The sequence below is a fragment of the Gordonia liuliyuniae genome (genome assembly GCF_021739025.1).
In the GTDB taxonomy this organism is placed as follows: domain Bacteria; phylum Actinomycetota; class Actinomycetes; order Mycobacteriales; family Mycobacteriaceae; genus Gordonia; species Gordonia liuliyuniae.
The window spans coordinates 292,697-316,582 of the sequence record NZ_JAKKOT010000007.1 but is presented as its reverse complement, the minus strand read 5'-3'; the positions used below and the strand labels follow the sequence as shown (position 1 = coordinate 316,582).

At 68.0% G+C, this 23,886-nt stretch carries 21 protein-coding genes; 14 read left to right on the top strand and 7 right to left on the bottom strand.

Going from position 1 to position 23,886, the window contains the following annotated elements; genetic code table 11:
• Positions 1-30 precede the first annotated feature (30 nt).
• From L5G28_RS16800 to L5G28_RS16790, 3 genes are read left to right on the top strand one after another with little or no spacing between them, the layout of a single operon-like run.
• Entirely contained in the window at positions 31-852 is an 822-nt protein-coding gene (locus L5G28_RS16800) for a dienelactone hydrolase family protein (RefSeq protein ID WP_237002599.1), read from the top strand.
• Positions 849-1,544, top strand: coding sequence for a GNAT family N-acetyltransferase (locus tag L5G28_RS16795; RefSeq protein ID WP_237002526.1), 696 nt, complete (start codon positions 849-851; stop codon positions 1,542-1,544). The genes L5G28_RS16800 and L5G28_RS16795 overlap by 4 nt, the downstream gene beginning before the upstream one ends.
• Positions 1,541-2,563, top strand: a complete 1,023-nt coding sequence (locus L5G28_RS16790; protein WP_237002525.1) for a nitronate monooxygenase — start codon at positions 1,541-1,543, stop codon at positions 2,561-2,563. Before L5G28_RS16795 ends, L5G28_RS16790 begins: the two co-directional genes overlap by 4 nt.
• Before the next feature lie 13 nt (positions 2,564-2,576).
• Here L5G28_RS16790 and purE read toward each other — a convergent pair whose 3' ends face one another.
• Entirely contained in the window at positions 2,577-3,089 is a 513-nt protein-coding gene (gene purE / locus L5G28_RS16785; RefSeq protein ID WP_237002524.1) for a 5-(carboxyamino)imidazole ribonucleotide mutase, read from the bottom strand.
• Between the two features lie 100 nt (positions 3,090-3,189).
• Positions 3,190-4,386: a 5-(carboxyamino)imidazole ribonucleotide synthase gene (locus tag L5G28_RS16780; RefSeq protein WP_237002523.1), complete on the bottom strand. Its 1,197-nt coding sequence runs from the start codon at positions 4,384-4,386 to the stop codon at positions 3,190-3,192.
• A 179-nt stretch (positions 4,387-4,565) separates the two neighbouring features.
• Between L5G28_RS16780 and L5G28_RS16775 the strand changes: the two genes are divergently transcribed.
• Positions 4,566-5,093: a GtrA family protein gene (locus L5G28_RS16775; protein WP_265744508.1), complete on the top strand. Its 528-nt coding sequence runs from the start codon at positions 4,566-4,568 to the stop codon at positions 5,091-5,093.
• On the opposite strand, the gene L5G28_RS16770 is transcribed toward L5G28_RS16775, so the two are convergent.
• The 3 genes from L5G28_RS16770 to L5G28_RS16760 are packed head-to-tail and all read right to left on the bottom strand — an operon-like array spanning position 5,065 to position 7,698.
• The gene (locus L5G28_RS16770; RefSeq protein ID WP_237002521.1) at positions 5,065-6,390 is read right to left on the bottom strand and encodes a sensor histidine kinase; all 1,326 of its coding nucleotides are present in this window, start codon (positions 6,388-6,390) and stop codon (positions 5,065-5,067) included. The two genes, L5G28_RS16775 and L5G28_RS16770, sit on opposite strands and share 29 nt — an antisense overlap.
• 10 nt (positions 6,391-6,400) lie before the next feature.
• On the bottom strand, positions 6,401-7,093 hold the full coding sequence (locus L5G28_RS16765) for a response regulator transcription factor (RefSeq protein WP_237002520.1): 693 nt from the start codon (positions 7,091-7,093) through the stop codon (positions 6,401-6,403).
• Positions 7,090-7,698, bottom strand: a complete 609-nt coding sequence (locus L5G28_RS16760) for a PH domain-containing protein (protein ID WP_237002519.1) — start codon at positions 7,696-7,698, stop codon at positions 7,090-7,092. The genes L5G28_RS16765 and L5G28_RS16760 overlap by 4 nt, the downstream gene beginning before the upstream one ends.
• A gap of 143 nt (positions 7,699-7,841) precedes the next feature.
• On the opposite strand from L5G28_RS16760, the gene L5G28_RS16755 reads away from it, so the two are divergent.
• Positions 7,842-8,450, top strand: coding sequence for a DUF6069 family protein (locus L5G28_RS16755; RefSeq protein WP_237002518.1), 609 nt, complete (start codon positions 7,842-7,844; stop codon positions 8,448-8,450).
• Between the two features lie 9 nt (positions 8,451-8,459).
• Here the strand turns inward: L5G28_RS16755 and L5G28_RS16750 are convergent, their stop codons facing one another.
• Positions 8,460-9,269, bottom strand: a complete 810-nt coding sequence (locus L5G28_RS16750; RefSeq protein ID WP_237002517.1) for a biotin--[acetyl-CoA-carboxylase] ligase — start codon at positions 9,267-9,269, stop codon at positions 8,460-8,462.
• Positions 9,270-9,381: 112 nt separating this feature from the next.
• Here L5G28_RS16750 and L5G28_RS16745 point away from each other — a divergent pair, with 112 nt between their 5' ends.
• Genes L5G28_RS16745 through L5G28_RS16735 form a run of 3 tightly spaced genes read left to right on the top strand, consistent with a single transcriptional unit; the run spans position 9,382 to position 11,929 of the window.
• The gene (locus L5G28_RS16745) at positions 9,382-11,007 is read left to right on the top strand and encodes an acyl-CoA carboxylase subunit beta (protein ID WP_237002516.1); all 1,626 of its coding nucleotides are present in this window, start codon (positions 9,382-9,384) and stop codon (positions 11,005-11,007) included.
• Complete coding sequence (locus L5G28_RS16740) at positions 11,004-11,276, top strand: acyl-CoA carboxylase subunit epsilon (RefSeq protein WP_237002515.1); 273 nt, start codon at positions 11,004-11,006, stop codon at positions 11,274-11,276. The genes L5G28_RS16745 and L5G28_RS16740 overlap by 4 nt, the downstream gene beginning before the upstream one ends.
• Positions 11,240-11,929 (top strand): Maf family protein, encoded by a 690-nt coding sequence (locus L5G28_RS16735; protein ID WP_237002514.1) that lies wholly within the window; start codon positions 11,240-11,242, stop codon positions 11,927-11,929. The genes L5G28_RS16740 and L5G28_RS16735 overlap by 37 nt, the downstream gene beginning before the upstream one ends.
• 68 nt (positions 11,930-11,997) lie before the next feature.
• Here L5G28_RS16735 and L5G28_RS16730 read toward each other — a convergent pair whose 3' ends face one another.
• Positions 11,998-12,909 (bottom strand): neutral zinc metallopeptidase, encoded by a 912-nt coding sequence (locus L5G28_RS16730; RefSeq protein WP_237002513.1) that lies wholly within the window; start codon positions 12,907-12,909, stop codon positions 11,998-12,000.
• Positions 12,910-13,027: 118 nt separating this feature from the next.
• Here L5G28_RS16730 and L5G28_RS16725 point away from each other — a divergent pair, with 118 nt between their 5' ends.
• From L5G28_RS16725 to L5G28_RS16700, 6 genes are all read left to right on the top strand, one after another.
• Positions 13,028-13,924 carry a sulfurtransferase gene (locus L5G28_RS16725; RefSeq protein ID WP_236999492.1) on the top strand — a complete coding sequence of 299 codons (897 nt, stop codon included), beginning with the start codon at positions 13,028-13,030 and terminating at the stop codon, positions 13,922-13,924.
• 14 nt (positions 13,925-13,938) lie between these two features.
• Positions 13,939-14,373 (top strand): SufE family protein, encoded by a 435-nt coding sequence (locus L5G28_RS16720; protein WP_237002512.1) that lies wholly within the window; start codon positions 13,939-13,941, stop codon positions 14,371-14,373.
• Between the two features lie 6 nt (positions 14,374-14,379).
• On the top strand, positions 14,380-15,771 hold the full coding sequence (locus L5G28_RS16715; RefSeq protein WP_237002511.1) for a condensation domain-containing protein: 1,392 nt from the start codon (positions 14,380-14,382) through the stop codon (positions 15,769-15,771).
• 245 nt (positions 15,772-16,016) lie between these two features.
• The gene (locus L5G28_RS16710; protein ID WP_237002510.1) at positions 16,017-17,804 is read left to right on the top strand and encodes an acetyl/propionyl/methylcrotonyl-CoA carboxylase subunit alpha; all 1,788 of its coding nucleotides are present in this window, start codon (positions 16,017-16,019) and stop codon (positions 17,802-17,804) included.
• 21 nt (positions 17,805-17,825) lie between these two features.
• Complete coding sequence (locus L5G28_RS16705) at positions 17,826-18,188, top strand: hypothetical protein (protein WP_237002509.1); 363 nt, start codon at positions 17,826-17,828, stop codon at positions 18,186-18,188.
• Between the two features lie 206 nt (positions 18,189-18,394).
• Complete coding sequence (locus tag L5G28_RS16700) at positions 18,395-23,845, top strand: ATP-binding protein (RefSeq protein WP_237002508.1); 5,451 nt, start codon at positions 18,395-18,397, stop codon at positions 23,843-23,845.
• Positions 23,846-23,886: the final 41 nt, after the last annotated feature.

Here is a 23,886-nt window from a genome sequence, read left to right as displayed (position 1 = left end):
GCGGAGGTGAGGCAAGCTGGAGTGGTGGAAATCCCTGCTGCCCTCACCGGATTCGACCGCCGCGAGTTCACCCACGAGGCGATCACGCACCACTACTATCGACTCGGCGACGGACCCGCCGTCATCGTCATCCCGGAGATTCCCGGGGTGACCCCGAAGGTCGCCGAGTTCGCGCGCCGTGTCGCCGACGCAGGCTTCACTGTCTTCGTCCCGTCGTTGTTCGGCGTCGACGGCGCCGAACCGAACCCAGGCGGACTGTCGGACCTGCCGCGAGCGGGCGCTGGCATGGTCCGCTCCCTGAGCAAGGTGTGCGTGAGCCGCGAGTTCACGATCTTCGCCGTCGGCGAGACGTCACCGGTCGTGGCGTGGCTCCGCGCACTCGGCCGGGTCGCCCACCGCGAATGCGGCGGTCCGGGGATCGGCGCGATCGGCATGTGCGTGACCGGCGGCTTCGCGCTGGGAATGTCGGTGGACGACACGATGCTCGCGCCAGTCCTGTCGCAGCCATCGTTGCCGCTGGGCATCACGCCGAGCCGACGCCGCACGATCGACATCTCGCCGGAAGACCTGGCGTGCGTGCGTTCACGCTGCCGCAGCGAGAGCCTGCAAGTGATGGGCACGCGTTTCGAGGGCGACGCACTCTCGCCCGGCGGACGGTTCGAGTTCCTCCGACGCGAACTCGGCGACGCCTTCATCGGTGTCGAACTCCCCGACGACGCAGCGAACCCGGACGGCACCCTTCCGCCGCACTCGGTGGTCACCGAGCATCTCATCGACGAGCCCGGCCAGCCGACCCGCGACACCCTCGACCAGATCATCGGGTTCTTTCGGCAGAAGCTGCAGCACGCGTGAACCCGCAGGCCGTCCCAACGAATGTGCTCGATGACCCGTTCACCGCCGCGCTGCGCGGACCCCAGGCACGGTTCGCCCGGACCCGCGGGAACATCGTCACCTTCGAACCCGACGTGTCGGTGTTCTACGGTCATCCACGCGAGATGACCGACCAGGACTACGCCGACCTCGCCGCTTTGACCGGACGGGGGCGTACCGCATCCCTACGCGACCGCAGGACGAGGCTGCCCGACCAGTTCGAGGTGGTCGCCACCGTCGCCCTGGTGCAGTACCGCGGTGACGCCGTCGCACCCGCGGCCGATCCGGAGGTGGTTCGACTCGGCCCCGCGGACGTGCCGGAGATGACGGCGCTCGTCGAGCTCACCGAGCCGGGCCCGTTCCTGCCTCGCACCATCGAGATGGGCGCGTACCTCGGCTACCGCGACCCCGACTCGGGCCGACTTCTCGCCATGGCCGGTCAACGCCTGGAGCTGCCCGGATGGACCGAGATCAGCGCGGTGTGCACGCATCCCGACGCGCGCGGACGCGGGCTGGCGCGGCGGCTCGTCGCCGCCGTAGCGGAGATGACCGTCGCCGACGGCCGCGCACCGTTCCTGCACACGACGGCCGACAACCCGGCGCGCCGCCTGTACGAGAAGATGGGGTTCACGCTCACCTCCGAGCTGCCCCTGGAGATCCTGCGAGTGAGATGAGGACGACCGTGCACACATTCGACGATTCCGGGCCGACGATCATCGGCGCCCCGATGGCCGGGGGTGTGTCGACCCCGGCGCTCACCGCCGCCGTATCGGACGCAGGCGGGTTCGGCTTCTACGGCGGGGCCTACCTGTCGTCGGGCGCGTTGACGGCGGCCGTCCGCGAGATCGCCTCGCTCACCTCGCGCCCCTTCGGCGTCAACCTGTTCGTGCCCGAACGCGTCGACGTCGACCCTGACGAGCTGGCTGCGTACCGCGACCGACTGGCACCGCTCGCCGAGCGCGTCGGCGTCGTCCTGCCGGAGTCGGTGCCGTTCACCGACGACTCGTTCGACGCCAAGGTTGACGTGCTCGTTCGTGAACGCCCGGCGGTGGTGTCGTTCACGTTCGGCCTCCCCGATCACAGCGTCGTCGACCGCCTGCACGAGGTGGACGTCGCCGTGTCGGCGACCGTGACCAGCGTGGCCGAGGCGCGCGTCGCCGCCGAGCTCGGCGTCGATTCACTGTGCGCGCAAGGCTTCTCGGCCGGTGGACATCGCGCGACGTTCGCCATCGCCGACGCCGATCCACAGGTCGAGACCCTCGATCTGGTGCGCGCGGTGGTCGCCGAGACCGGCCTGCCGACGGTCGGTGCGGGCGGTGTCGCAGGACCGGCCGACGTCCGCGCGATCCTCGACGCGGGCGCGGCCGCCGCGCAGATCGGCACGCTGCTGTTGCGGACTCCCGAAGCGGGCACGCGGCAGGCACATCGCGACGCGCTGGCAGACCCGCGGTTCACGACGACCGTCACCACCCGCGCCTACTCCGGTCGCCTCGCCCGCGGGTTGGAGAACGACTTCATCCGCGCCAACACGGCCGCCGCACCGTCGGCCTACCCGCAGGTCAACACGTTGACCGGCGGCATCCGTAAAGCGGCGGCCGACGATCCGCATGTCATCAACCTGTGGGCCGGATCAGGCTTCCGCTCGGCCCGGGCCATCGCGGCGGGCGACGTGGTGCGAGAACTGTCCCGCTGACTCCTGCGTCGGATCAGCCGTCGAGGAGGGTCGTGCGGAGCTTCTCGTCCTTCTCCAGGACCATCGTCTCCAGGCCCGCCTGGAAGGTTTCCATCGCCGACTGGAGGGCGGGATCGCCGGCGGCGAGAATGCGGACGGCGAGGAGTCCCGCGTTCCGTGCACCGCCGATCGACACCGTCGCGACCGGGACGCCCGCGGGCATCTGCACGATCGACAGCAGCGAATCCATGCCGTCGAGGTATTTGAGCGGGACCGGCACGCCGATCACCGGCAGCGGCGTCGCCGACGCGACCATCCCCGGCAGGTGCGCCGCGCCGCCTGCACCGGCGATGATCACCGAGACCCCGCGCGCGGCAGCGTTCTTCGCATAGTCGAGCATGCGTTGCGGCGTGCGGTGCGCGGAGACGACACCGACCTCGAACGGGACGCCGAACTCGGCGAGTGCCTCGGCGGCGGCCTCCATCGTCGGCCAGTCCGAATCGCTGCCCATGATGAGGCCGACGCGAGGTCCTGTCTGTTCTGCCATTCGTCTTCCTCCAAAGTGGTTCGTCGTACCAACGCGTATTCGTCGATTCCGAGCCGCTTCCGACCAGTTCTACCGCTATACGTGGTGGTACGGCGAAATGTCAGGCGTGCGGGTCCCAGCCGTCGGTCCAGACGGCGTGGCTCATCCAGTGCGCGGCACGTTCCGCGCGTTCGCGGACCCTGTCCACGTCGTCGCCGGGTGCGCCGACGACGTTGACGTGGCCGACCTTCCGATCGCGCCGCTCTCCCTTGCCGTACATGTGGACCTTCGCATCGGGCATCCGCGCGAACAGATGGTGCAGACGTTCGTCGACCGACATCTCCGGCGTCTGCTCGGCGCCCAGGACGTTCGCCATGACCACGACCTCCGCGCGGGGTGACGTGTCGCCGAGCGGATAGTCGAGAACTGCGCGCAGATGCTGCTCGAACTGCGAGGTGACCGCACCGTCCATCGTCCAATGGCCGCTGTTGTGCGGGCGCATCGCCAATTCGTTGACGACGAGCCTGCCGTCTGCGGTCTCGAAGAGTTCCATCGCCATCGCGCCGATCACGCCGAGTTCGTCAGCCAATCGGAGCGCCATCTGCTGCGCCTGCTGCGCGATCTCGCGATCGAGGTCGGGCGCGGGCGCGAGCACCACGGCGCACTGCCCGTTGCGTTGGACGGTCTCGACGACCGGCCACGCAGCGCCCTGACCGTACGGCGACCGCGCGACCATCGCCGACAGCTCCCGACGCATCGTCACCTTCTGCTCGGCCATCAGAACCGTGTCGCCGCCCGCCTGCTCGTCGAAAACCGCGAGTGCCTCGTCGCGACCATCGACCAGCCACACGCCACGCCCGTCGTAGCCGCCGCGGACCGCTTTGATCACGACCTGCCAGTCGTTCCGGTCCCCGAACACGATCAACTGGTCGCGAGCCGCGGCGACGTCGCCCGACAGGTCGGCGTAGTCGGGCACCGGCAGCCCCAGTTCGGCGAGCCGGTTGCGCATGTCGAGCTTGTCTTGCGCGAACCGCAGCGCCTTCGACGGCGGGCGCACCGCGACGCCCTCGGCCTCGAGCGCCTCCAGGAGTCCCAACGGGACACCCTCATGATCGAACGTCAACGCGACCGCGCCTTCAGCCGCCTCGCGAAGGTCGTCGAGGACCTCGTGAGAGCCGAAGACGACGTCGCCGCTCACCTGGGCCGCCGGGTCGGTCGGGCCACTGGCCAGCACACGAAGGCACTGGCCCAGCGCGATCGCGGATTGATGGGTCATGCGGGCCAGCTGCCCGCCCCCGATCATGGTGACAGTCGGCATGCCCGATTCTGTCCGGCGCGATTCTGTGCGACCCAGTTCTGTACGACGCGGTTGCGAACTCACGGCGTCAATGGTGTCATGTCCGGCACGAAACGCCGCACAGACGTCCGCGGATGTGTGTGTGCCGGGAGGATTACGTAGACTCGTCCGTTGTGCTGACAATCGACAAGGCAGTCTCCATGCTGCCGGGGCCACTCCACCGGCTCGTCATGAAGCACAGCGAGCTCATCAAATTCGCCATCGTCGGCGGCACGACATTCGTCATCGACACCGCGATCTACTACATGCTCGCGTTCACCGTTCTCGAACAGAAACCAGTGGTCGCCCGGATCATCTCCGGCGTCGTCGCGACGATCCTGAGTTACATCCTCAACCGCGAGTGGGCGTTCAAGAATCGCGGCGGACGCGAACGACACCACGAAGCCCTGCTGTTCTTCCTGATCAGCGGCGTCGCGGTGCTTCTCACCGCGGCCCCGCTCTGGTTGGCCAACAACGTCTTCGGGATGCGTGAGAATTTGGCGGGCCTTGAGCTCGCCGTCCTCGACTTCTTACTCGCGTTCATCATCGGCAACCTGTTCGGCATGGCATTCCGATTCTGGGCGCTGCGACGCTTCGCATTCCCCGACGAGGAGCCGCGCGGCAGCGGCTCGACCGACGTCAACCCGAACCCCGACGAGCTCACCGATGAGGAACTCGGTCACGCCTGACGTGACCGTCGTCGAACGGCCGCCGTCCTCGAGCCGGTAGCACGATCGCGAACACCGCGGGCCGCCGCGACGTCAGGTCCAGCCGCCCGCCTTCGGCTTCGATGAGCGCCCGCGACAACGACAGCCCCATACCGCTGCGGCTGCCGCCGGAGAACCCGCGTCGAAACACGTCCAGCGCGATCTCGTCGGGGATGCCCGGCCCGCTGTCGGCGACCGTCAACCGCACCATCTCGGCGGCCGGCAGGTTCGCGATCCGAACGGTGGTGGTACCCGCGCCGTGCTGCAGCGAGTTGTCGATCAGCACGCTCAACGCCTCCCGGAGACGCCCCGGCTTCCCGGCGATCATCGGGATCCGACCCAATGTCTCCGAGCGCAGCCGCCTGCCCTTGGCCCGGAACGCCGGCTCGAAGTCGCCGATCAACGTGTCGACGACGTCCCGCGCATCGATCGCGCCGCGGCCTGCGGTGTCCTCGCGCGACGCGGCGACCAGCTCGTCGAGCTCCCGCGACAGGCGTTCGACCTGTTCGAGCCCGGCCTCCGCCTCGATGACGACGGCCGGGTCGCTGTGCAGAGTCAGCTCGTCCAACCGCAGGTGGACAGCGGTGAGCCTGCTACGCAGCTGATGGGAGACGTCTCCGACGATCTCGCCCTCCCGCTCCAGCCGCAACACGATCTCACGGTTCGCGTCGGCCAACGCCTCCGCGACGCGGTCGAGCTCGTCGATGCCGTACGACGGCCATTCGGATGAGAAGTCACCGCGGGCCATCGCACCCGCACGTGCGGCGACCGCCGTCAACGGCTCGGACAGCCTGCGGGCCGTTACCACCGCGACGATCGCACCACCGGCGACCGACCCGGTGATCACCAGGAACAGCACCCCGACCGCGACCAGCTGCCGTGGCCGCACGTTCTCCTCCGGAATCTCCAAAGTCATGCGCGCCTGCGGCCCCAGACTCACCGACTCGGCGATCGTGTCGGCATGCTGCTCGGCGCCGATCTCCCGATGCACCGACATCACCGTTCCGTCCGGGCGATCGGCGTCAACGTCGAGACTCAGCCGCCCGCCCGACGGGACCAACAGCCTGAACTGGTCGAGATCGAGGTCGGTGAGCGGGACGCCGTGGCCGCCAGTCTCTTCGGACAGCACGTACTCGGAGATGCGTTTGAGGCTCGACGACAGGTTCTGGCGCGCCTCCTGGGACATGGCCTGGACGGAGAGGATCGTCAACGGCACACCGAGGAGGAGCCCCATCAACGCGACGGTGACGATCATCATCTTCAGTATTCGATTGCGCACGCGGACACCTCTACGGATCGAACCTGAACCCGACACCGCGCACGGTGACGATGTGCTTGCTCCGCGTCGGCTGGTCGTCGCCGATCTTCCGCCGGATCCACGAGATGTGCATGTCGAGCGTCTTCGACGACCGCAGATCGGCCGATCCCCAGACCTGCGTCATGATCTCGTCGCGAGCGAGCGCCTCCCCGGGCCGTTCCATCAGAAACTGCAGCAGGTCGAACTCGCGGTTGGCCAACGTCAGTTCCTCGCCGTCGACGACCACTCGCCGCGCCCGCGCATCGAGCTGGATGTCGCCGTAGTCGAGCACCACGTCCTCGTCCTCGGCGGCGGTGCTGCGTCTCATCAGCGCACGCACCCTGGCCAGGAGTTCGGCCAGACGGAACGGCTTGCCCACATAGTCGTCGGCGCCCGCGTCGAGACCGACGACGAAGTCGACCTCGTCGGTGCGGGCGGTCAACATCAGCACCGCCATCTCCGGTAGGTGTGCGCGAACCGTACGGCACACCTCCAGACCGTCCATCCCCGGCAGCCCGAGGTCGAGGATGAGCAGCCCATAGTCGCCGGACAGCACCTCGTCGAGTGCGTCGGGACCGGTCGGCGCGATCACGCACTCGTGCCCCTCGCGAGTCAACGCGCGTGCCAGCGGTTCGGCGATCGCCGCGTCGTCTTCGGCCAAGAGGATCGGACGGGCGGCTGTCATCTGCGGCGCCCCCGGCCGTAGTCACCCCGGCCAAAGTCACCCCGGCCGTAGTCACCCCGGCCATAGTCACCCCGGCCATAGTCACTGCGGCCAAAGTTACTGTCGTCGTCCTCGTCGAGGATCTCCTGATACAGCTCGGCGTGGACTGCTTCGACGTTCGGGATGTCGTGGAACGAGAGCGGTTCATCCGATGCCGACTCGATGACGAGCGTGCCGGTCCGCAGCATGCGGTCGACGAGACCGTGCCGGAACTCGACCGACGTGATCCGGCGCATCGGGATGTCGATCCCCGAACGTGTGACGATCCCGTTCCGATACATGACCCGGCGGTCGGTGACGACGAAATGGGTCGTCCGCCACGACAGCACCGGGCGCGCCAGCCAGTACGCCGTCGCCACCGCCCACACGACGATGACCGCGATCGTCAACCACATCGACGTCCCGTCCGACAACGAATCGCTGGTGTTGATGTAGCCGAGGGCCACCCCGGCGAGCGCGGTCACCACCAAGAACAACAGCACCGGGACGATGAGACTCTTCCAATGCGGGTGACGATGGATGACGACCTGTTCGCCGGGTGCGAGATTGTCGCGCGGATATCCCATGTGGACCGAGCTTAGTGCGTCGAAGACGTTCAGGTGTCGACCTGTAACGCGCCGTCGTCGTTACACTCGATGCACGAGGTGCTCGTCGGACGGCAGGTGTGTGCGAGCACGAGGCGATGCGACGGCGAAGGTGCTTGCGAGAGATGACGAACTACGATCCGCGCGACCCGCGCTACCAGGCGAACCAGAATCCGCAGACCCGGGCGTACAGCCAGGCGAACGACTACGAGTACGGCTACACCGAGCAGCAGTACTCCCAGCAGCCCCAGGACTACACCCGACAGGGGTACGCGCAGCAGAGCCCCAAGCCGAAAACGCCGCGGCGCGGCCCCGACATCGATCCGCTGATGTTCTGCGGCGGCGTCCTGATGACCGGCGTCGTCACCGGCCTCGCCGCCTGGCTGGTCGGCTGGATCATCCGGACCGTCACCCAGAAGGTGAACGATTCGGGCAAGCTCGGGATCTGGAATCCGCTTGCCCAGGACGAACTGTGGTTCGCGCTCGTCGGCTTCGTCGTCGCCATCCTGGGCGGAGCACTCTGGTACCTGCTGCAGATCGGCACGCCCGCGCCCGACCAGTTCTACCGCTGGGTCGTCGGGCTGCTCATCGCGGCGAGCATCGTCATCCCGTTGGCCCTGTCGGCCGAGATCTCCACCGGCATCGGCACCGCGATCATGCACCTGATCATCGGCCTGCCCGTGTTCACCCTGATCCCGACGATGGGGACCGCGAGCCGCCGTAAGCAGCGGTAGGCACCAGTCCTACACCGGGCGTAGATGCGTGACGTCGCCCGCCGACGCCACGACCGGCCCGTCCGGGCCGTGCACGACGATCCGCCCCTGATCGTCGACGTCGACGGCGTCGCCGATCACCTCGACATCGCCGGGCAGGATCAGCCGTACACGCTTGCCTAGGGTCGCGCTCGACGCTCGGTAGTCGGCGACGAGTCGGTCGACGCCGTCCGGCCAGTCGGCGAGGCGATCCGACAGTGCCCGCAGATAGGCGGCGGCCACCTCGGTTCCGTCGACGGTTCGGCCGGCGAGCCCACTCACCGACGCCGCGCTCGCGTTCTCGACACTCGACGGATCGAGGTCGACGTTGACGCCCGTCCCGATCACTGCGATGCCGCCACCATCGGGCAGCGGCCGGAACTCGGAGAGGATGCCCGACAGCTTCCCGCCGGGGCCGTCGTCGTCGGACGGTGCGAGCACGTCGTTCGGCCATTTGAGTTCGGCTTCGACGCCCGCAACCGCCGACAGCGCATCGCGGACGGCGAGTCCGGTCAGCAGCGACAGCCAACCAACCCGTTCGGCATCGAACGGACGGACCAGCACTGCCGCCGACATCGCAAGCTGCCCGTGCGGCGTCTTCCACACCCGGGCGTGTCGTCCGCGGCCTGCCGACTGGAAGCCGGCGACCCGCACCGTGCCCACCACGTCCGCATCCTCGGCGCGCGCGATCAGATCGGCGTTGGTCGATCCGGTCTCGGCGACCACTTCGACGGTGTGCCACCGGGTTCCGGCGAGCAGATCACGCAGGCGAGCAGCGTCGGGAAGAGCGGATTCGGTCATGGGCAGACACTCTAGCCTCGCAATGAAACAACCTGCGTAAGTGAATGTGAGGATATTCTCACATACGATCCGGTTGACCGGAGTCACACCTGTCTCGTTAAAGTCGATGTTCATGACGACTGCTTCGCGCGACGAAGGCGCTACACCCGACATCCACACGACGGCCGGTAAACTCGCCGACCTGCGCAATCGCCTCGCCGACGCCGAACACCCGGTCGGCGAGAGCGCGATCGAGAAGATTCACGCGAAGGGCAAGCTGACCGCCCGCGAGCGCATCACTCACCTCCTCGACGACGGCTCCTTCGTCGAACTCGACGCGCTGGCCCGCCACCGCAGCACCAACTTCGGCCTCGCCGAGAAGCGTCCCGTCGGCGACGGCGTCGTCGTCGGCTACGGTACAGTCGACGGCCGCGAGGTCTGCGTGTTCAGCCAGGACGTGACCGTGTTCGGCGGCAGCCTCGGCGAGGTGTACGGCGAGAAGATCGTCAAGGTCATGGACCTGGCGCTCAAGACCGGCCGTCCGCTGGTCGGCATCAACGAGGGTGCCGGCGCCCGCATCCAGGAGGGTGTCGTCTCACTCGGCCTGTACGGCGAGATCTTCCACCGCAACGTGAAGGCGTCCGGCGTCATCCCGCAGATCTCGCTGATCATGGGCGCGGCGGCAGGCGGCCACGTCTACTCCCCCGCGCTCACCGACTTCACCGTGATGGTCGACCAGACCAGCCAGATGTTCGTGACCGGTCCCGACGTCATCAAGACCGTCACCGGCGAGGACGTGACCATGGAGGATCTGGGCGGCGCGACCACGCACATGACCAAGTCCGGGGTCGCCCACTATGTCGCTCAGGACGAAGAGGACGCGCTCGAGTACGTCAAGGAACTGCTCAGCTACCTGCCGAGCAACAACCGCGCCGACGCTCCGCGTCTCCCCGCGAACGTCGCGTCCGGCAGCATCGAGGACAACCTCACCGACGAGGACCTCGAACTCGACACGCTGATCCCGGATTCGCCGAACCAGCCGTACGACATCCACGAGGTGATCCGCCGGATCCTCGACGACGACGAGTTCCTCGAAGTCCAGGCCGAGCGCGCGATGAACATCGTCGTCGGCTTCGGTCGTGTGGAGGGCCGCAGCGTCGGCATCGTCGCCAATCAGCCGACCCAGTTCGCCGGGTGCCTGGACATCGACGCATCCGAGAAGGCCGCACGCTTCGTGCGCACCTGCGACGCCTTCAACGTCCCGATCATCACGCTCGTCGACGTTCCGGGCTTCCTGCCGGGCACCGACCAGGAGTACAACGGCATCATCCGCCGCGGCGCGAAGCTCTTGTACGCCTACGGCGAGGCTACGGTCGGCAAGATCACCGTCATCACCCGTAAGGCGTACGGCGGCGCGTACGACGTCATGGGCTCCAAGCACATGGGCGCCGACGTCAACCTGGCGTGGCCGACCGCGCAGATCGCCGTCATGGGCGCTTCGGGCGCCGTCGGGTTCGTCTACCGCGGCAAGCTGAAGGACGCCGAAGCCAACGGCGACGACGTCGACGCGCTCCGCCTTGAGCTGCAGCAGGAGTACGAGGACACCCTCGTCAACCCGTATGTGGCCGCCGAACGCGGATATGTCGACGCGGTGATCCCGCCGAGCCACACTCGCGGTCAGATCGCGAACTCGCTGCGCCTGCTCGAACGCAAGCTCGTGCAGCTGCCGCCGCGCAAGCACGGAAACATCCCCCTATGACCGACGTGACTGTGACCGGCGTGACCGAGGAGAATGCTGTGGAGTCGACCGCAGAGGATAGCGCCGAGAGCGTCCCAGCGAAGCCGTTCCTGACCGTCGTGTCAGGCAGTCCGACGGACGAGGACGTCGCCGCTCTGGTGAGCGTGCTCGCGTCCGCGGGCGGTGGCGGCGGCGACACCGGCCCCGTCACGCGCAACGACTGGGGGCGTCCGACCGACCTGCATCGTTCGACATGGGGCATGCCGTCGTCGTTCCCCAACCGCGGTTGATGGGCTCGATATCTGTCGTTCTGGGTTCGGCGTCGCCGGCACGTCTTCGCGTGCTGCGCGACGCCGGACTCGTTCCGCAGGTCCTCGTCGCCGATCTCGATGAGGACGCGATCGTCGCCGCGATGGGCGACGTGCCGCCCGCCGATGTCGTGACTCGTCTGGCCCGGGCGAAGGGCGAGGCGATCGTCTCGTCGATCCGGTCGGACGGCAATCCGTCGTTCGAGGCGGCTCGCGCCGACGGAGTGGTCCTCACGTGTGATTCGATGCTGCTGCTCGACGGCGAACTGTCGGGTAAGCCGCACACCCCCGATGTCGCGATCGCTCGGTGGAAGCGGATGCGCGGCACGAGCGGCCACCTGTTGACCGGCCACTGTGTGACCCGTCTGCGCGACGGCGCCGTCGAATCGGTCGTCGCCGACCACAGGTCGACGGACGTCGCCTTCTCGGACGTCTCCGACGAGACGATCGCACGGTACGTCGCGACGGGCGAACCGCTGAAGGTCGCAGGCGCGTTCACGCTCGACGGTCTCGGCGGTTGGCTCCTCGACGGCATCACCGGCGACCCGTCGAGCGTCATCGGCATCAGCCTCCCCCTGACCCGGGAACTGCTTGCTCGGGTCGGCGTCGACGTGACCGATCTCTGGAGGACGTGAGCCTCGGGGCGACGAACGAGGACTGCCGACGAACGCTCCCGGCGCCGTGACCGTCACCAACGCGGAGGTTACGACCCAAGCGCCTCCGGCCAGTAGTTCTTCAGGCACGTGAGCGGCTGCCCGTGGCCCGTCAGCTTCTCGGTGAATCCTCGGGTCAACGCCTGGATGCGTTCGATGGACGTGCCGTGGCCCTGATCGGGAAGGGGGTCGCCGATGCTGAAGATGAGGACGGCGGCCTGCGCGATCTCTTTGATCGAGAGGTCCTTGCGGGCGAATACGGTGCCCGCCCAGTTGCCTGCGAAGCAGTCGGCGAGGAGTTCGGGATCGTTGCCGCGCGGGAACTGCGATTCGATCATGCCGTACGCGTCGGCGAGGCGGTACATGACGTTGTGCCCGTACTCGTGGGCGATGATCGTGGCGGCGGTGAAGTCGCCGAGCATGATGCCGTCGCTACCGAACAGTCTGCCGTTCCAGATGTCGGCGAACGTCTGGACGGGCAGCACGATGGAACCGGTCCGCTCGACGCCCTGGCCGTCGGGTTGTTTGTCGAGCGTGCAGAACAGCGCATTCGGGAAGTCGCTCGTCAACACCGACTCGGACTTGCCGAGGCACTCGGAGGTGAAGGTCTCTCCCGGTTCGATGAGGACGCGGCCGGGCGTGATGGATTCGATGTTGAGTTCGGCGAACCACTCCTGCCACGTCCGGTCGAGGTCGTCGAGGACCTCCGTCATGTATGCGGGAACGGTCGTGGACGCGTTGGCCGGAGTGACCCCGCTGTCGGCGATCTGCTTGCTGGAGTAGACGGGAAGCTCGGGGCACTCGGTAGTCGTGCAGTGTGCGGGCGGCTGCGGTGCGGCGCGGGTCGGGGTGCCGTCCTGACCGGTGGCGCATCCCGTCATGACGACGGCTGTGGCGATGACGCTCACCGCCGCCGACATGATTCGTTTCGCACCGTTTCGGCGCTTCGGACCCGTTCGCATGAAGTGACGCTAACAGGACACGACGGCGCACCGTCCCGACACCGTCATTCGGCCGACCGTATGCTAGAAGGGACAGTCGGCTTAGGCCGCCGCGCACCAGAACTCGGGAGACTCGCTCATGCCAGTGGAATTCGACTCGAACCCGGCTTTCGCCTCGTTCGCACACCCGGAACGTCTTGTCAGCACCGAGTGGCTGTCGGCCCATCTGGGCGCTCCGGGGCTCAAGATCGTCGAATCGGACGAAGACGTCCTGCTGTACGACATCGGGCACATTCCGACCGCGCAGAAGGTCGACTGGCATCTCCATCTGAACGACCCGGTGACCCGCGACTACATCGACGGCGAACAGTTCGCGAAGCTGATGAGCGAGAAGGGCATCGCACGTGACGACACGGTCGTCATCTACGGCGACAAGAACAACTGGTGGGCGGCCTACGCTCTGTGGGTGTTCACGCTCTTCGGACACGAGGACGTCCGTCTCCTCGACGGCGGCCGTGACGCCTGGATGGACGAGCAGCGCGACACGTCGTTCGACGTTCCCGTCTACCCCGCGACCGACTACCCCGTCGTCGAGCGGGACGACCCGTCGATCCGCGCGTTCGCCGAAGACGTCTTGACCTCGTTGGGCACGACGCCGTTGATCGACGTCCGGTCGCCGCAGGAGTACACCGGCGAGCGCACCCACATGCCCGACTACCCGGAGGAGGGTGCGCTGCGCGGCGGCCACATCCCGACCGCGGTGTCGATCCCCTGGGCTAAGGCCGCAGCACCCGACAGCCGTTTCCGGTCCCGCCCCGAGTTGGAGGAGATCTACGGCGCATTCGATCCGACGACGCCGACCATCGCCTACTGCCGCATCGGTGAACGCTCAAGCCACACCTGGTTCGTGCTCACCTACCTCCTGGGCTTCTCGAGCGTCCGCAACTACGACGGCTCGTGGACCGAATGGGGCAACCGTGTGCGCGTCCCGATCGCGCAGGGCGAAGAGCCGGGCGCCGCGCCCGGCGCGCGCTGACGAGGGGACATATCGTGTCTCTGCCCTCAGCCCTGGCTGAGATCGTCGACGACTTCTCGGCTCTCGCCGACTCCGACAAGGTGACCTTGCTGTTGGAGTTCGCGAGCGAACTCCCCGATCTCCCCGAATCCATGCACGAAGAGGCGATGGAACCGGTACCCGAGTGCCAGTCGCCCATCTTCCTGTCCGTGGATGCCGCTGACCGCTCGGCCGTCGCGTTGTATTTCAGCGCACCTCCCGAGGCGCCGACGACACGCGGTTTCGCGTCGATCCTGCATCAAGGGTTGAACGGCGCGTCCGCGCAGGAGATCGCGGAGGTCCCCGCCGATTTCTTCCACGATCTGGGTCTGGCCGCCGTCATCAGTCCACTGCGGCTCCGCGGTATGGCCGGCATGCTCGCACGGATCAAGCGCCAGGTCGCCGAACAGTCGGGCGGAGTGAGTTCGTAGCGTCGAATGGATTTTCTGCAGATACTCGACGCGCCGGTTCAGCCCGGCGGACTCGTCGAGTGGATACCGACGGTCGAAGGCGGTCTCGGTAGCTGGAGCCGCGACGACCGGCTCACCTCGCACAACCACGAACAGCATCTTCGTGCCGCGTTCGAGTACCGGGCGCGGACGCAGCGCGAAGGCGGACGCGAATCGTGGCTGGGCCTGTCCATCGACTTCGATGAACCGATGTCGGTGCCCGCGGTGCGCGCGGCGATGTTGGCGTGGATCGACCGCCACGAGGTCCTGCGCACCCATGTCGTCCTCAAACACGACCACACCGAGCGCTATAGCACTGCGCCGGGCAGCGCTCACCTGACGATGAGCCGGATCGGCTGGTACACCGAGACGCCGTTGCTGTTGGAGCAGGTCGCGGGATCGTTCGACCGGGCGACCGCTCCCCTGCACTGGCCCGCGTACCGGTTCGCGACGGTCGCGCGCGCCGACTCGTTCACGTTGCTGTTCGCTGCGGATCACTCGCTCGTCGACGGCTATTCGCTGGTCACCGCACAGTACGAGCTGACCGAGTTGTATCGGGCGGCGCGCGAGGGCCGCCCGCACACCCTCGAATCGACGAGCAGCTACATCGAGTTCAGTAACGGTGAGCGCAGCCGAGCCGACTCCGCCGACGCGACACATCCCGCCGTCCAGACGTGGCGCGAGTTCTTGGCGAGACACGGCAGCGTCCCGCACTTCGCGCCGCTCGCCCCGGTCGAGTCGTCGCCCGACGAACCGTTCGACATCGAGCATCCACCGCAGGCCTCGCGCACCGTGCGACTGCTCGACGACGCGCAGACCCGCGCGTTCGAGGCGACCGCGGCCGCGGCAGGCGGGAACCTGCTGGCCGGGCTGGTGGCTGCGCTCGCACTCGCCTACCACCGGGTGGCCCCCGGCGAGGACTTCGCGGTGGTGATGCCTCGACACACGCGCAACGATCCGGCGTGGCTGCACGCGTTGGGATGGTTCGTCGGTCTGTCGCCGGTCGCCGTGGACGTCTCCGACTCGCCGGATCTCGCCACGGCCACGCGGCGGGCCGCCCAAGGGCTGCGGGACGGTCGGCACGGCGCGTCGTTGCCGTTTCTGCGCGTGGCCGAGCTGCTCGGCCCGCCGCCCGCCCCACGCTTCGTCGTCTCGTTCATGGACACGCGCGGCACACCCACTGCCGCCAACGCCGACGCCGGCTGGGCGCGTGTGTTGCGAAGTCACTCCTATTCGGGCGACGAAGTGTACGTCTGGCTCAACCGGACGCCGACCGGTCTACGCATGCATTCGCGCTATCCGGCAGAGCAGCCGGGCCCGGTGCTGCCGTTTTTGGACGACTTCGCCCAGCTACTCGCGAGTACAGCGGAGGCGGAGTAGAACCAGTTCCCGAAATCCGAGGACGGCCTCAACCGAGCAATCGCTCGGTGCTATACGCTGAGTCTCGGAAATCGCGGCGCCCCGAGTTCTCGGAGCGTCTCGGTGAGCGCCACACGTGGATACCCGCGAGCGACGCGCAAGCCCCGACGCCCGTCGGCGAGCGGTCCGCATCGGATCGCCCGACGCCCGGACGTCATGCAAGCCCGACGAATGCCCGCACGCGTGGGCCCGCCCCAGGAGAGCCAGTGTCAAGTTCGATTGCACAGACGACCATCAAGAAGGTTCTTATCGCCAACCGCGGCGAGATCGCGGTTCGCGTGATCCGCGCCGCGAAGGACGCAGGCATCGCCAGCGTCGCGGTGTACGCAGAGCCCGACGCCGACGCCATCTTCGTCAAGCTCGCCGACGAAGCCTTCGCCCTCGGCGGCCAGACGTCCGCCGAGTCGTACCTCGTGTTCGACAAGCTCCTCGACGCGGCAGCCCGGTCGGGCGCCGACGCCGTCCACCCCGGCTACGGCTTCCTCTCCGAGAACGCCGACTTCGCGCAGGCCGTCCTCGACGCAGGCCTCACCTGGATCGGACCGTCGCCGCAGAGCATCCGCGATCTCGGCGACAAGGTGACCGCCCGCCACATCGCCGAACGTGCCAAGGCTCCGATGGCGGCAGGCACCAAGGACCCGGTCAAGGGCGCCGACGAGGTCGTCGAGTTCGCCAAGACCTACGGCGTTCCCGTCGCGATCAAGGCGGCGTTCGGCGGCGGCGGCCGCGGCATGAAGGTCGCCCAGACCGTCGAAGAGATCCCCGAGCTGTTCGAGTCGGCCACCCGTGAGGCGCTCGCCGCGTTCGGCCGCGGCGAGTGCTTCGTCGAGCAGTACCTCGACAAGGCACGCCACGTGGAAGCCCAGGTCATCGCCGACCAACACGGCAACGTCGTCGTCGCGGGCACCCGCGACTGCTCGCTGCAGCGTCGGTTCCAGAAGCTCGTCGAAGAGGCGCCCGCGCCGTTCCTGACCGACGACCAGCGCTCGCGCATCCACTCGTCGGCGAAGGCCATCTGCCGCGAGGCCGGCTACTACGGTGCGGGCACCGTCGAATACCTGGTCCAGGGCGACACCATCTCGTTCCTCGAGGTCAACACGCGCCTGCAGGTGGAGCACCCGGTCACCGAGGAGACCTCCGGCCTCGACCTCGTGCGCCAGCAGTTCCGCATCGCCGAAGGCAAGGAACTCACGATCTCCGAGGATCCGACTCCGCGCGGCCACTCGTTCGAGTTCCGCATCAACGGTGAGGACGCAGGCCGTGGCTTCCTCCCCGCTCCGGGCCCGATCAGCGTCTACCAGGAGCCGACCGGCCCCGGCGTGCGCGTCGACTCCGGCGTGGTCGCGGGCGACGTCATCGGCGGTCAGTTCGACTCGATGCTCGCCAAGCTGATCGTCACCGGCGAGAACCGCCAGCAGGCGCTGGAACGTTCGCGTCGCGCCCTCGCCGAGTTCCAGGTGGAGGGTCTGGCGACGGTCATCCCGTTCCACCGCCACATCGTCTCGAACCCAGCGTTCATCGGCGACGACGAGAAGTTCGACGTCTACACCAAGTGGATCGAGACCGACTGGGACAACACGATCGAGCCGTACGCCGGCGCCGAACCCATCGAGGACGACGCCGAGCCGCGCCAGAAGGTCGTCGTCGAGGTCGGTGGACGTCGCGTCGAGGTCTCCCTGCCCGGCGACCTGAACCTGGGCGGCGGTGGCGCCACGAACGGCGCGATCCGCAAGAAGCCGAAGGCCCGCACCCGCGCCAAGGGCGGCGCGAAGGCAGCCTCCGGCGACGCCGTGGCCGCACCGATGCAGGGCACCGTCGTCAAGGTCGCCGTCGCCGAAGGCGACACCGTCAGCGCGGGTGACCTGGTCGTCGTCCTGGAAGCGATGAAGATGGAGAACCCGGTCACCGCCCACAAGGACGGCACCGTCACCGGGCTCGCCACCGAGGCGGGCGCTCCGGTCACCCAGGGCACCGTCCTCCTCGAGATCAAGTAGTCGGTCTCGACTCAGCAGTTCATGGAGCCGGTCGAAGTCTTCGCGGGCGCGTGGTATCTCCGCGCGCTGCGAGACGACGACCGGCTCTCTGACGTCCCGGCCCTGGCGCTCTTCGACGTCGACGATCCCGCCGCATACATCCGGGCCGCGAACGACGGGTGGGCAGACGAGTCCCGCTTCGTCTGGGCGGTGTGCGTTCCGACGACCGGCGAAACCGTCGCGCTCATCGCAGTGCGGGCGACGGGGGCGACCACGGCCGATCTGGTCGGCGTCGCACGCGACGGTTACGACGACGCCCTCGCCGACGCCGTCGGCCCGGTGACGCGTTTCGCGTCCGGCGCGCTCGGTCTGACGACCGGCCCACTCGTCCCTACTCCCCCGTAGCCCGTCGCTACTCGCGCGTACCGGCCCACAACCCCGGACAAATGCCTGCTACCAGCAAGTAAGGGTTTCTTGTCACACCCGAAAAGGTGGCCCCGGGCACACTGAACTTGCGACAATCGTCCACGGCACCACACCGTTCGTCTCGTAGCGAGCGCCCGACGTGCCCGCAGCCCCACCCGTACTTCCCCCACAGCAAGGAGCTCTGCGTGTTCAAGCGCATCGCGATCGTGAACCGAGGCGAGGCCGGCATGCGCCTCATCAATGCCGTTCGAGACCTCAGTGCCGAGACCGGCGAAACGGTCGAGGTCGTCGCCCTGCACACCGATGTGGACCGCACCTCCACCTATGTCCGGGAAGCCGACATCGCCTACGACCTCGGTCCGGCAGCAGCACGTCCGTACCTCAACATGGAGATCCTCGAGCGCGCGCTCGTCGAATCCGGCGCCGACGCGGCGTGGGTCGGTTGGGGTTTCGTCGCCGAGGATCCGGCGTTCGCTGAACTCTGCGACCGCATCGGGATCACGTTCATCGGCCCGTCGGCCGACGCCATGCGCAAACTCGGCGACAAGATCGGCGCCAAGCTGATCGCCGAGGAAGTCGGAGTGCCGGTCGCGCCGTGGAGCCGCGGACCGGTCAGCGACGTCGAGGAGGCCAAGGAGGCCGCCGCCAACATCGGCTATCCACTCATGTTGAAGGCGACCGCGGGCGGCGGCGGACGCGGCATCCGCAAGGTGTCCGACGACAGCGAACTCGTCGACGCCTACCAGCGCACCCGTGAAGAGGCCGAACGGGCTTTCGGCAGCGGCATCGTCTTTCTGGAACGACTCGTCACCGGTGCGCGCCACGTCGAGGTCCAGGTGATCGCCGACGGCCAGGGCACAGCGTGGGCACTCGGCGTCCGCGACTGTTCGGTGCAGCGACGCAATCAGAAGGTCATCGAAGAGTCGTCGTCGCCCGTCCTGTCCGCCGAGCAGGCCGACGAGGTCAAGGCGTCGGCCGAGCGGTTGGCGAACGCCGTCGGCTACCGCGGCGCCGCGACCGTCGAATTCCTGTACCACCCGGGCGAGAAGTTGTTCGCCTTCCTCGAGGTCAACACCCGTCTGCAGGTGGAGCACCCGATCACCGAGTTGACCAACAGCTTCGACCTGGTGCGCGCGCAACTGCATGTGGCGTCCGGCCACAAGTTGGACGGCGTCAAACCCGTCGAACGCGGGCACGCCGTCGAAGCCCGCCTCAACGCCGAAGACCCCGACCGCGACTTCGCGCCGTCACCCGGCCGCATCGCTCGCCTCAACCTGCCGACCGGCCCCGGCATCCGCGTCGACACCGGTGTCAGCGAAGGCGACACCATCCCCGCCGACTTCGACTCGATGATCGCGAAGATCATCGCCTACGGCAGCGACCGCGAGCAGGCACTCGGTCGGCTGCGCCGCGCGATGAGTCGCACCGGCGTCATCATCGAAGGTGGCGCCACGAACAAGAGTTTCGTGCTCGAACTGCTCAACCAGCCGGAGGTCATCGACGGTTCGGCCGACACCGGCTGGATCGACCGGGTTCGCGACGAGGGCCGCCTCGTCTCCCATCAGCATTCGACGGTCGCCCTCGCCGCTGCCGCCATCGACGCCTACGAGGAGGAGGAGGCCACCGAGCGGACTCGCCTGCTCGTGACCGCGTCGGGCGGTCGCCCGCAGGTGCTCCACGAGAGCGGACGTCCGCTCGACTTCAAACTTCGCGGCATCGGCTATCGGGTGCGCGTCGCCCGGGTCGGCGCGCACCGGTTCCGCGTCGTCGTCGAGGCAGGCGACGACGCGCGCACCACGGACGTCGACGTCGAGCGGTTCGATGCGCACGCCGGCCAGCTCACCGTCAACGGGGTCCGCTACCGTCTGCTCACCGACACGCACGGCCCGATCCACCTGGTGGACGTCGACGGCGTCACGCACCGCATCAGTCGCGACGAGGGCGGCGTCGTCCGTGCTCCCGCGCCCGCGCTGGTCATCGCGACCCCGCTCGACGTCGGCGCCGAAGTCGAGGCAGGCGACCCCGTCCTGGTCCTCGAATCGATGAAGATGGAGACCGTCCTGCGCGCGCCGTTCAAGGCTCGCCTCAAAGAGTGCGGCGTGACGGTCGGCGCCCAGGTCGAGACCGGTGCACCGCTGCTGCGCCTCGAACCGATCGAAGACGACTCCGAAGCCGAGGAGACCACGTCGGACGCGGCGGCGCTCGACCTGCCGGAGGACCCCGGCCCCGTCGGCACCGACGAACTGTTCGCCCGCGGCCTGGAGGATCTCCGCAGCCTGCTACTCGGCTTCGACGGCGACCCCGCCGACACCGGCCGCGTCCTCTCCGACTATCTCGCTGCGCGCGAAGCCGCCATCGCCGGCGGGTTCGCGCCGCACGAGGCGGAGACCGAGCTCGTGACCGTGTTCGGCGACATCGCCGCGCTCTCGGAGCAACGACCGTCCGACGAGGTCGGCAACGATGCGCGCGTGCACAGCGCCCGCGAACACTTCCACACCTATCTCCAGAGCCTGGACGTGGATGTCGCCGGCGTCCCCGAGCGGTTCCAGACGAAACTGTCGTACGCGTTGCAGCACTACGGCATCGACGATCTGGAACGCACCCCGGACTTGGAAGAGGCCGTGTTCCGGATCTTCCTCGCACTGGGTCGCCCCGGTGACACCGTCCCGGTGGTGACCGCGATCCTGCGTCGCTGGCTGAGCGAGCCCGCACCCGATCATGAGGACAGCGAAGCGACCGGTCGTTCCCTCGAACGCCTCGTGGCCGCCACCCAGGGTCGGCTTCCCGCGGTCGCCAACCTGGCGCGCGGCGTGCTGCACGCCTGGTACGGCCAGCCGCGTCTGCGTCGCACCCGCGACGCCGTCTACAGCCGGGTCCGCGAGCACCTCGCAGTCCTCGACGCCACCCCGACGGTCGCCGACCGCGCCGAGCGCATCGCCGACATGGTTCGCAGCACCGAGCCGCTCGTGTCGATCCTCAGCGAACGACTCGAGCATGACGACCTCGACGACGCCGTGATGCTCGAAGTCCTGACGCGCCGCTACTACGGCAACAAGGGGGTCACGAAGATCGCGTCCCACCGCTCGGGCGGATGCACCTTCGTCGTCGCCGAGCGCGACGGTTCGACGCTGGTCTCGGTCGCCGCGAGCTTCGACGACCTGGCCGCTGCGCTGGAGGGGCTCGTCGAGCTGGCGAGCAAGACGCCGGCTCTCGACGCCGACATCTACCTGCGGTGGGAGGGGCAGCCGGCATCGTTCGACGAGCGCGCTGCCGCCCTCGACGACGTCATCGGCGCCGGCGCCCTGCCCGAGTCGATTCACCGGATCACCGCGACCGTCGCAGGCCGCGGCGACGACACGATGCACCACCACTTCACATTCCGCCAGTCGGCGACCGGTCTCACCGAGGATCGACTGATCCGTGGCCTGCACCCGCACATCGCGCGTCGCATGCAGATGGAACGGCTGCGCAAGTTCGAGCTGACGCGACTGTCGTCGTCGGACGACGAAGAGGTGTACCTGTTCCGCGCGGTCGCGACCACCAACCCGGCCGACGACCGGCTGATCGCGTTCACCCAGATCCGCGACCTGACCGCGGTGGCCGACGACGGTGAACTGCTGACCCTGCCGACCGCGGAGACCACGTTCGCGACATGTGTGGACGCGATCCGCGGCGCACAGACCCAACGCCCGTCGAACAAGCGGTTCAACACCAACCGCATCGTCATGTACATCTGGCCGTCCATCGACGTGTCCGACAACACGCTGCGCCGCATCGTCGAGCACACCGTGGACGCGACGTCGGTCGAGGGTGCAGGCCTGGAAGAGGTCCTGCTCATCGGACGTCAGCGCGACAAGAAGACCGGTGTGCTGTCGAAGGTCGCCGTGCGGATCACGTTCGATCCGACGGGAAAGCCGTCGGTCGAGGTCGGCGTGCCGGACGACGAGCCGGTGGAACCGCTCGACGAGTACCGCCAGAAGGTGTTGAAGGCCGCCAGCCGCGGCACCGTGTACCCGTACGAGCTCGTCGATCGGCTCGGCGACTTCACCGAATACGACCTCGTCGACGACCTCCTGGTCCCCGTCGATCGGCCGAAGGGCAGCAACACCGCGGCCGTCGTCGTCGGTGTCGTGAGCACGTCGACCGACAAACATCCGGAGGGCGTCCAGCGGGTGGTCATGCTCGGCGATCCGACGAAGGCCCTCGGAGCCTTGACCGAACCGGAGTGCCGCCGCTATTCGGCTGCGCTCGATCTCGCCGAGGAGCGCAAGCTACCCGTCGAGTGGTACGCGCTGTCGTCCGGCGCCGCGGTACGCATGGACTCGGGCACCGAGAACCTCGACTGGGTGGCCGCGACGCTCAAGCGCATCGTCGAGTTCACTCAGGACGGCGGCGAGATCAACATCGTCGTCAGCGGCATCAACGTCGGCGGGCAGGCGTACTGGAACGCCGAAGCGACGATGCTGATGCACACGAAGGGCATCCTGGTGATGACCCCGGACTCCTCGATGGTGTTGACCGGCAAGCAGGCCCTGGACTTCTCCGGCGGCGTGTCGGCCGAGGACAACTTCGGCATCGGCGGCTACGACCGGGTGATGGGGCCGAACGGCGAAGCGCAGTACTGGGCGCCCGACTTGAACTCGGCGGTCGACATCGTGATGAGCCACTACGACCACACCTATGTGGCTCCCGGCGAGGACTCCCCGCGGGCGGCCGCGTCGTCTGACCCGATCGACCGGGACATCTCCGACTTCCCGCATGAGTCCGAAGGCAGCGAGTTCGCGACAGTCGGCGAGATCTTCTCGGCGACTGCCAACCCGGATCGGAAGAAGCCGTTCGACATCCGCTCGGTGATGCGCGCCGTCGCCGACCAGGACCTGCCTGCTTTCGAGCGGTGGGCCGGCATGGGCGACGCCGACACCGTCGTCGTGCAGGACACGCACATGGGTGGCCGCGCCGTCACCCTGATCGGCATCGAGTCGACGCCGATCAACCGCCGCGGATTCCTGCCGACCGACGGCCCGGACACCTTCAGTGCGGGAACGTTGTTCCCGCAGTCGTCGAAGAAGGCCGCCCGCGCGATCAACGCCGCCAGCGGAAACCGCCCGGTGGTCGTCCTGGCGAACTTGTCCGGCTTCGACGGTTCCCCGGAGTCACTGCGCAAGCTGCAGCTGGAATACGGCGCCGAGATCGGCCGCGCGATCATCAACTTCGACGGTCCGATCGTCTTCTGCGTCATTTCCCGCTACCACGGCGGCGCGTTCGTCGTCTTCTCGAAGGCGCTGAACCCGAACATGACGGTTCTGGCGATCGACGGGTCGTTCGCGTCCGTCCTCGGCGGAGCCCCCGCCGCGGCGGTCGTGTTCGCCGGTGAGGTCGGCGTGCGGACTGCGAAGGACCCGCGGGTCCAGGAGCTCGTCGCGCAGGCGGCCGACGCGTCGGGCGCCGAGCGTGCGGAGTTGAGCGCCGAACTCGACGAGCTGCGCGCATCCGTGCGGGCCGAGAAGATCTCCGAGATGGCCGCCGAGTTCGACGGCGTCCACGACATCCACCGCGCGGTGCGTGTCGGCTCGGTCGATGCGGTGATCGCCGCAGCCGAACTCCGTCCCCGGATCATCGACGCCTTCGCGAAGTAGGTACCACCGCGCGCATCGCGTTGCACAACGGTCGCCTGGCG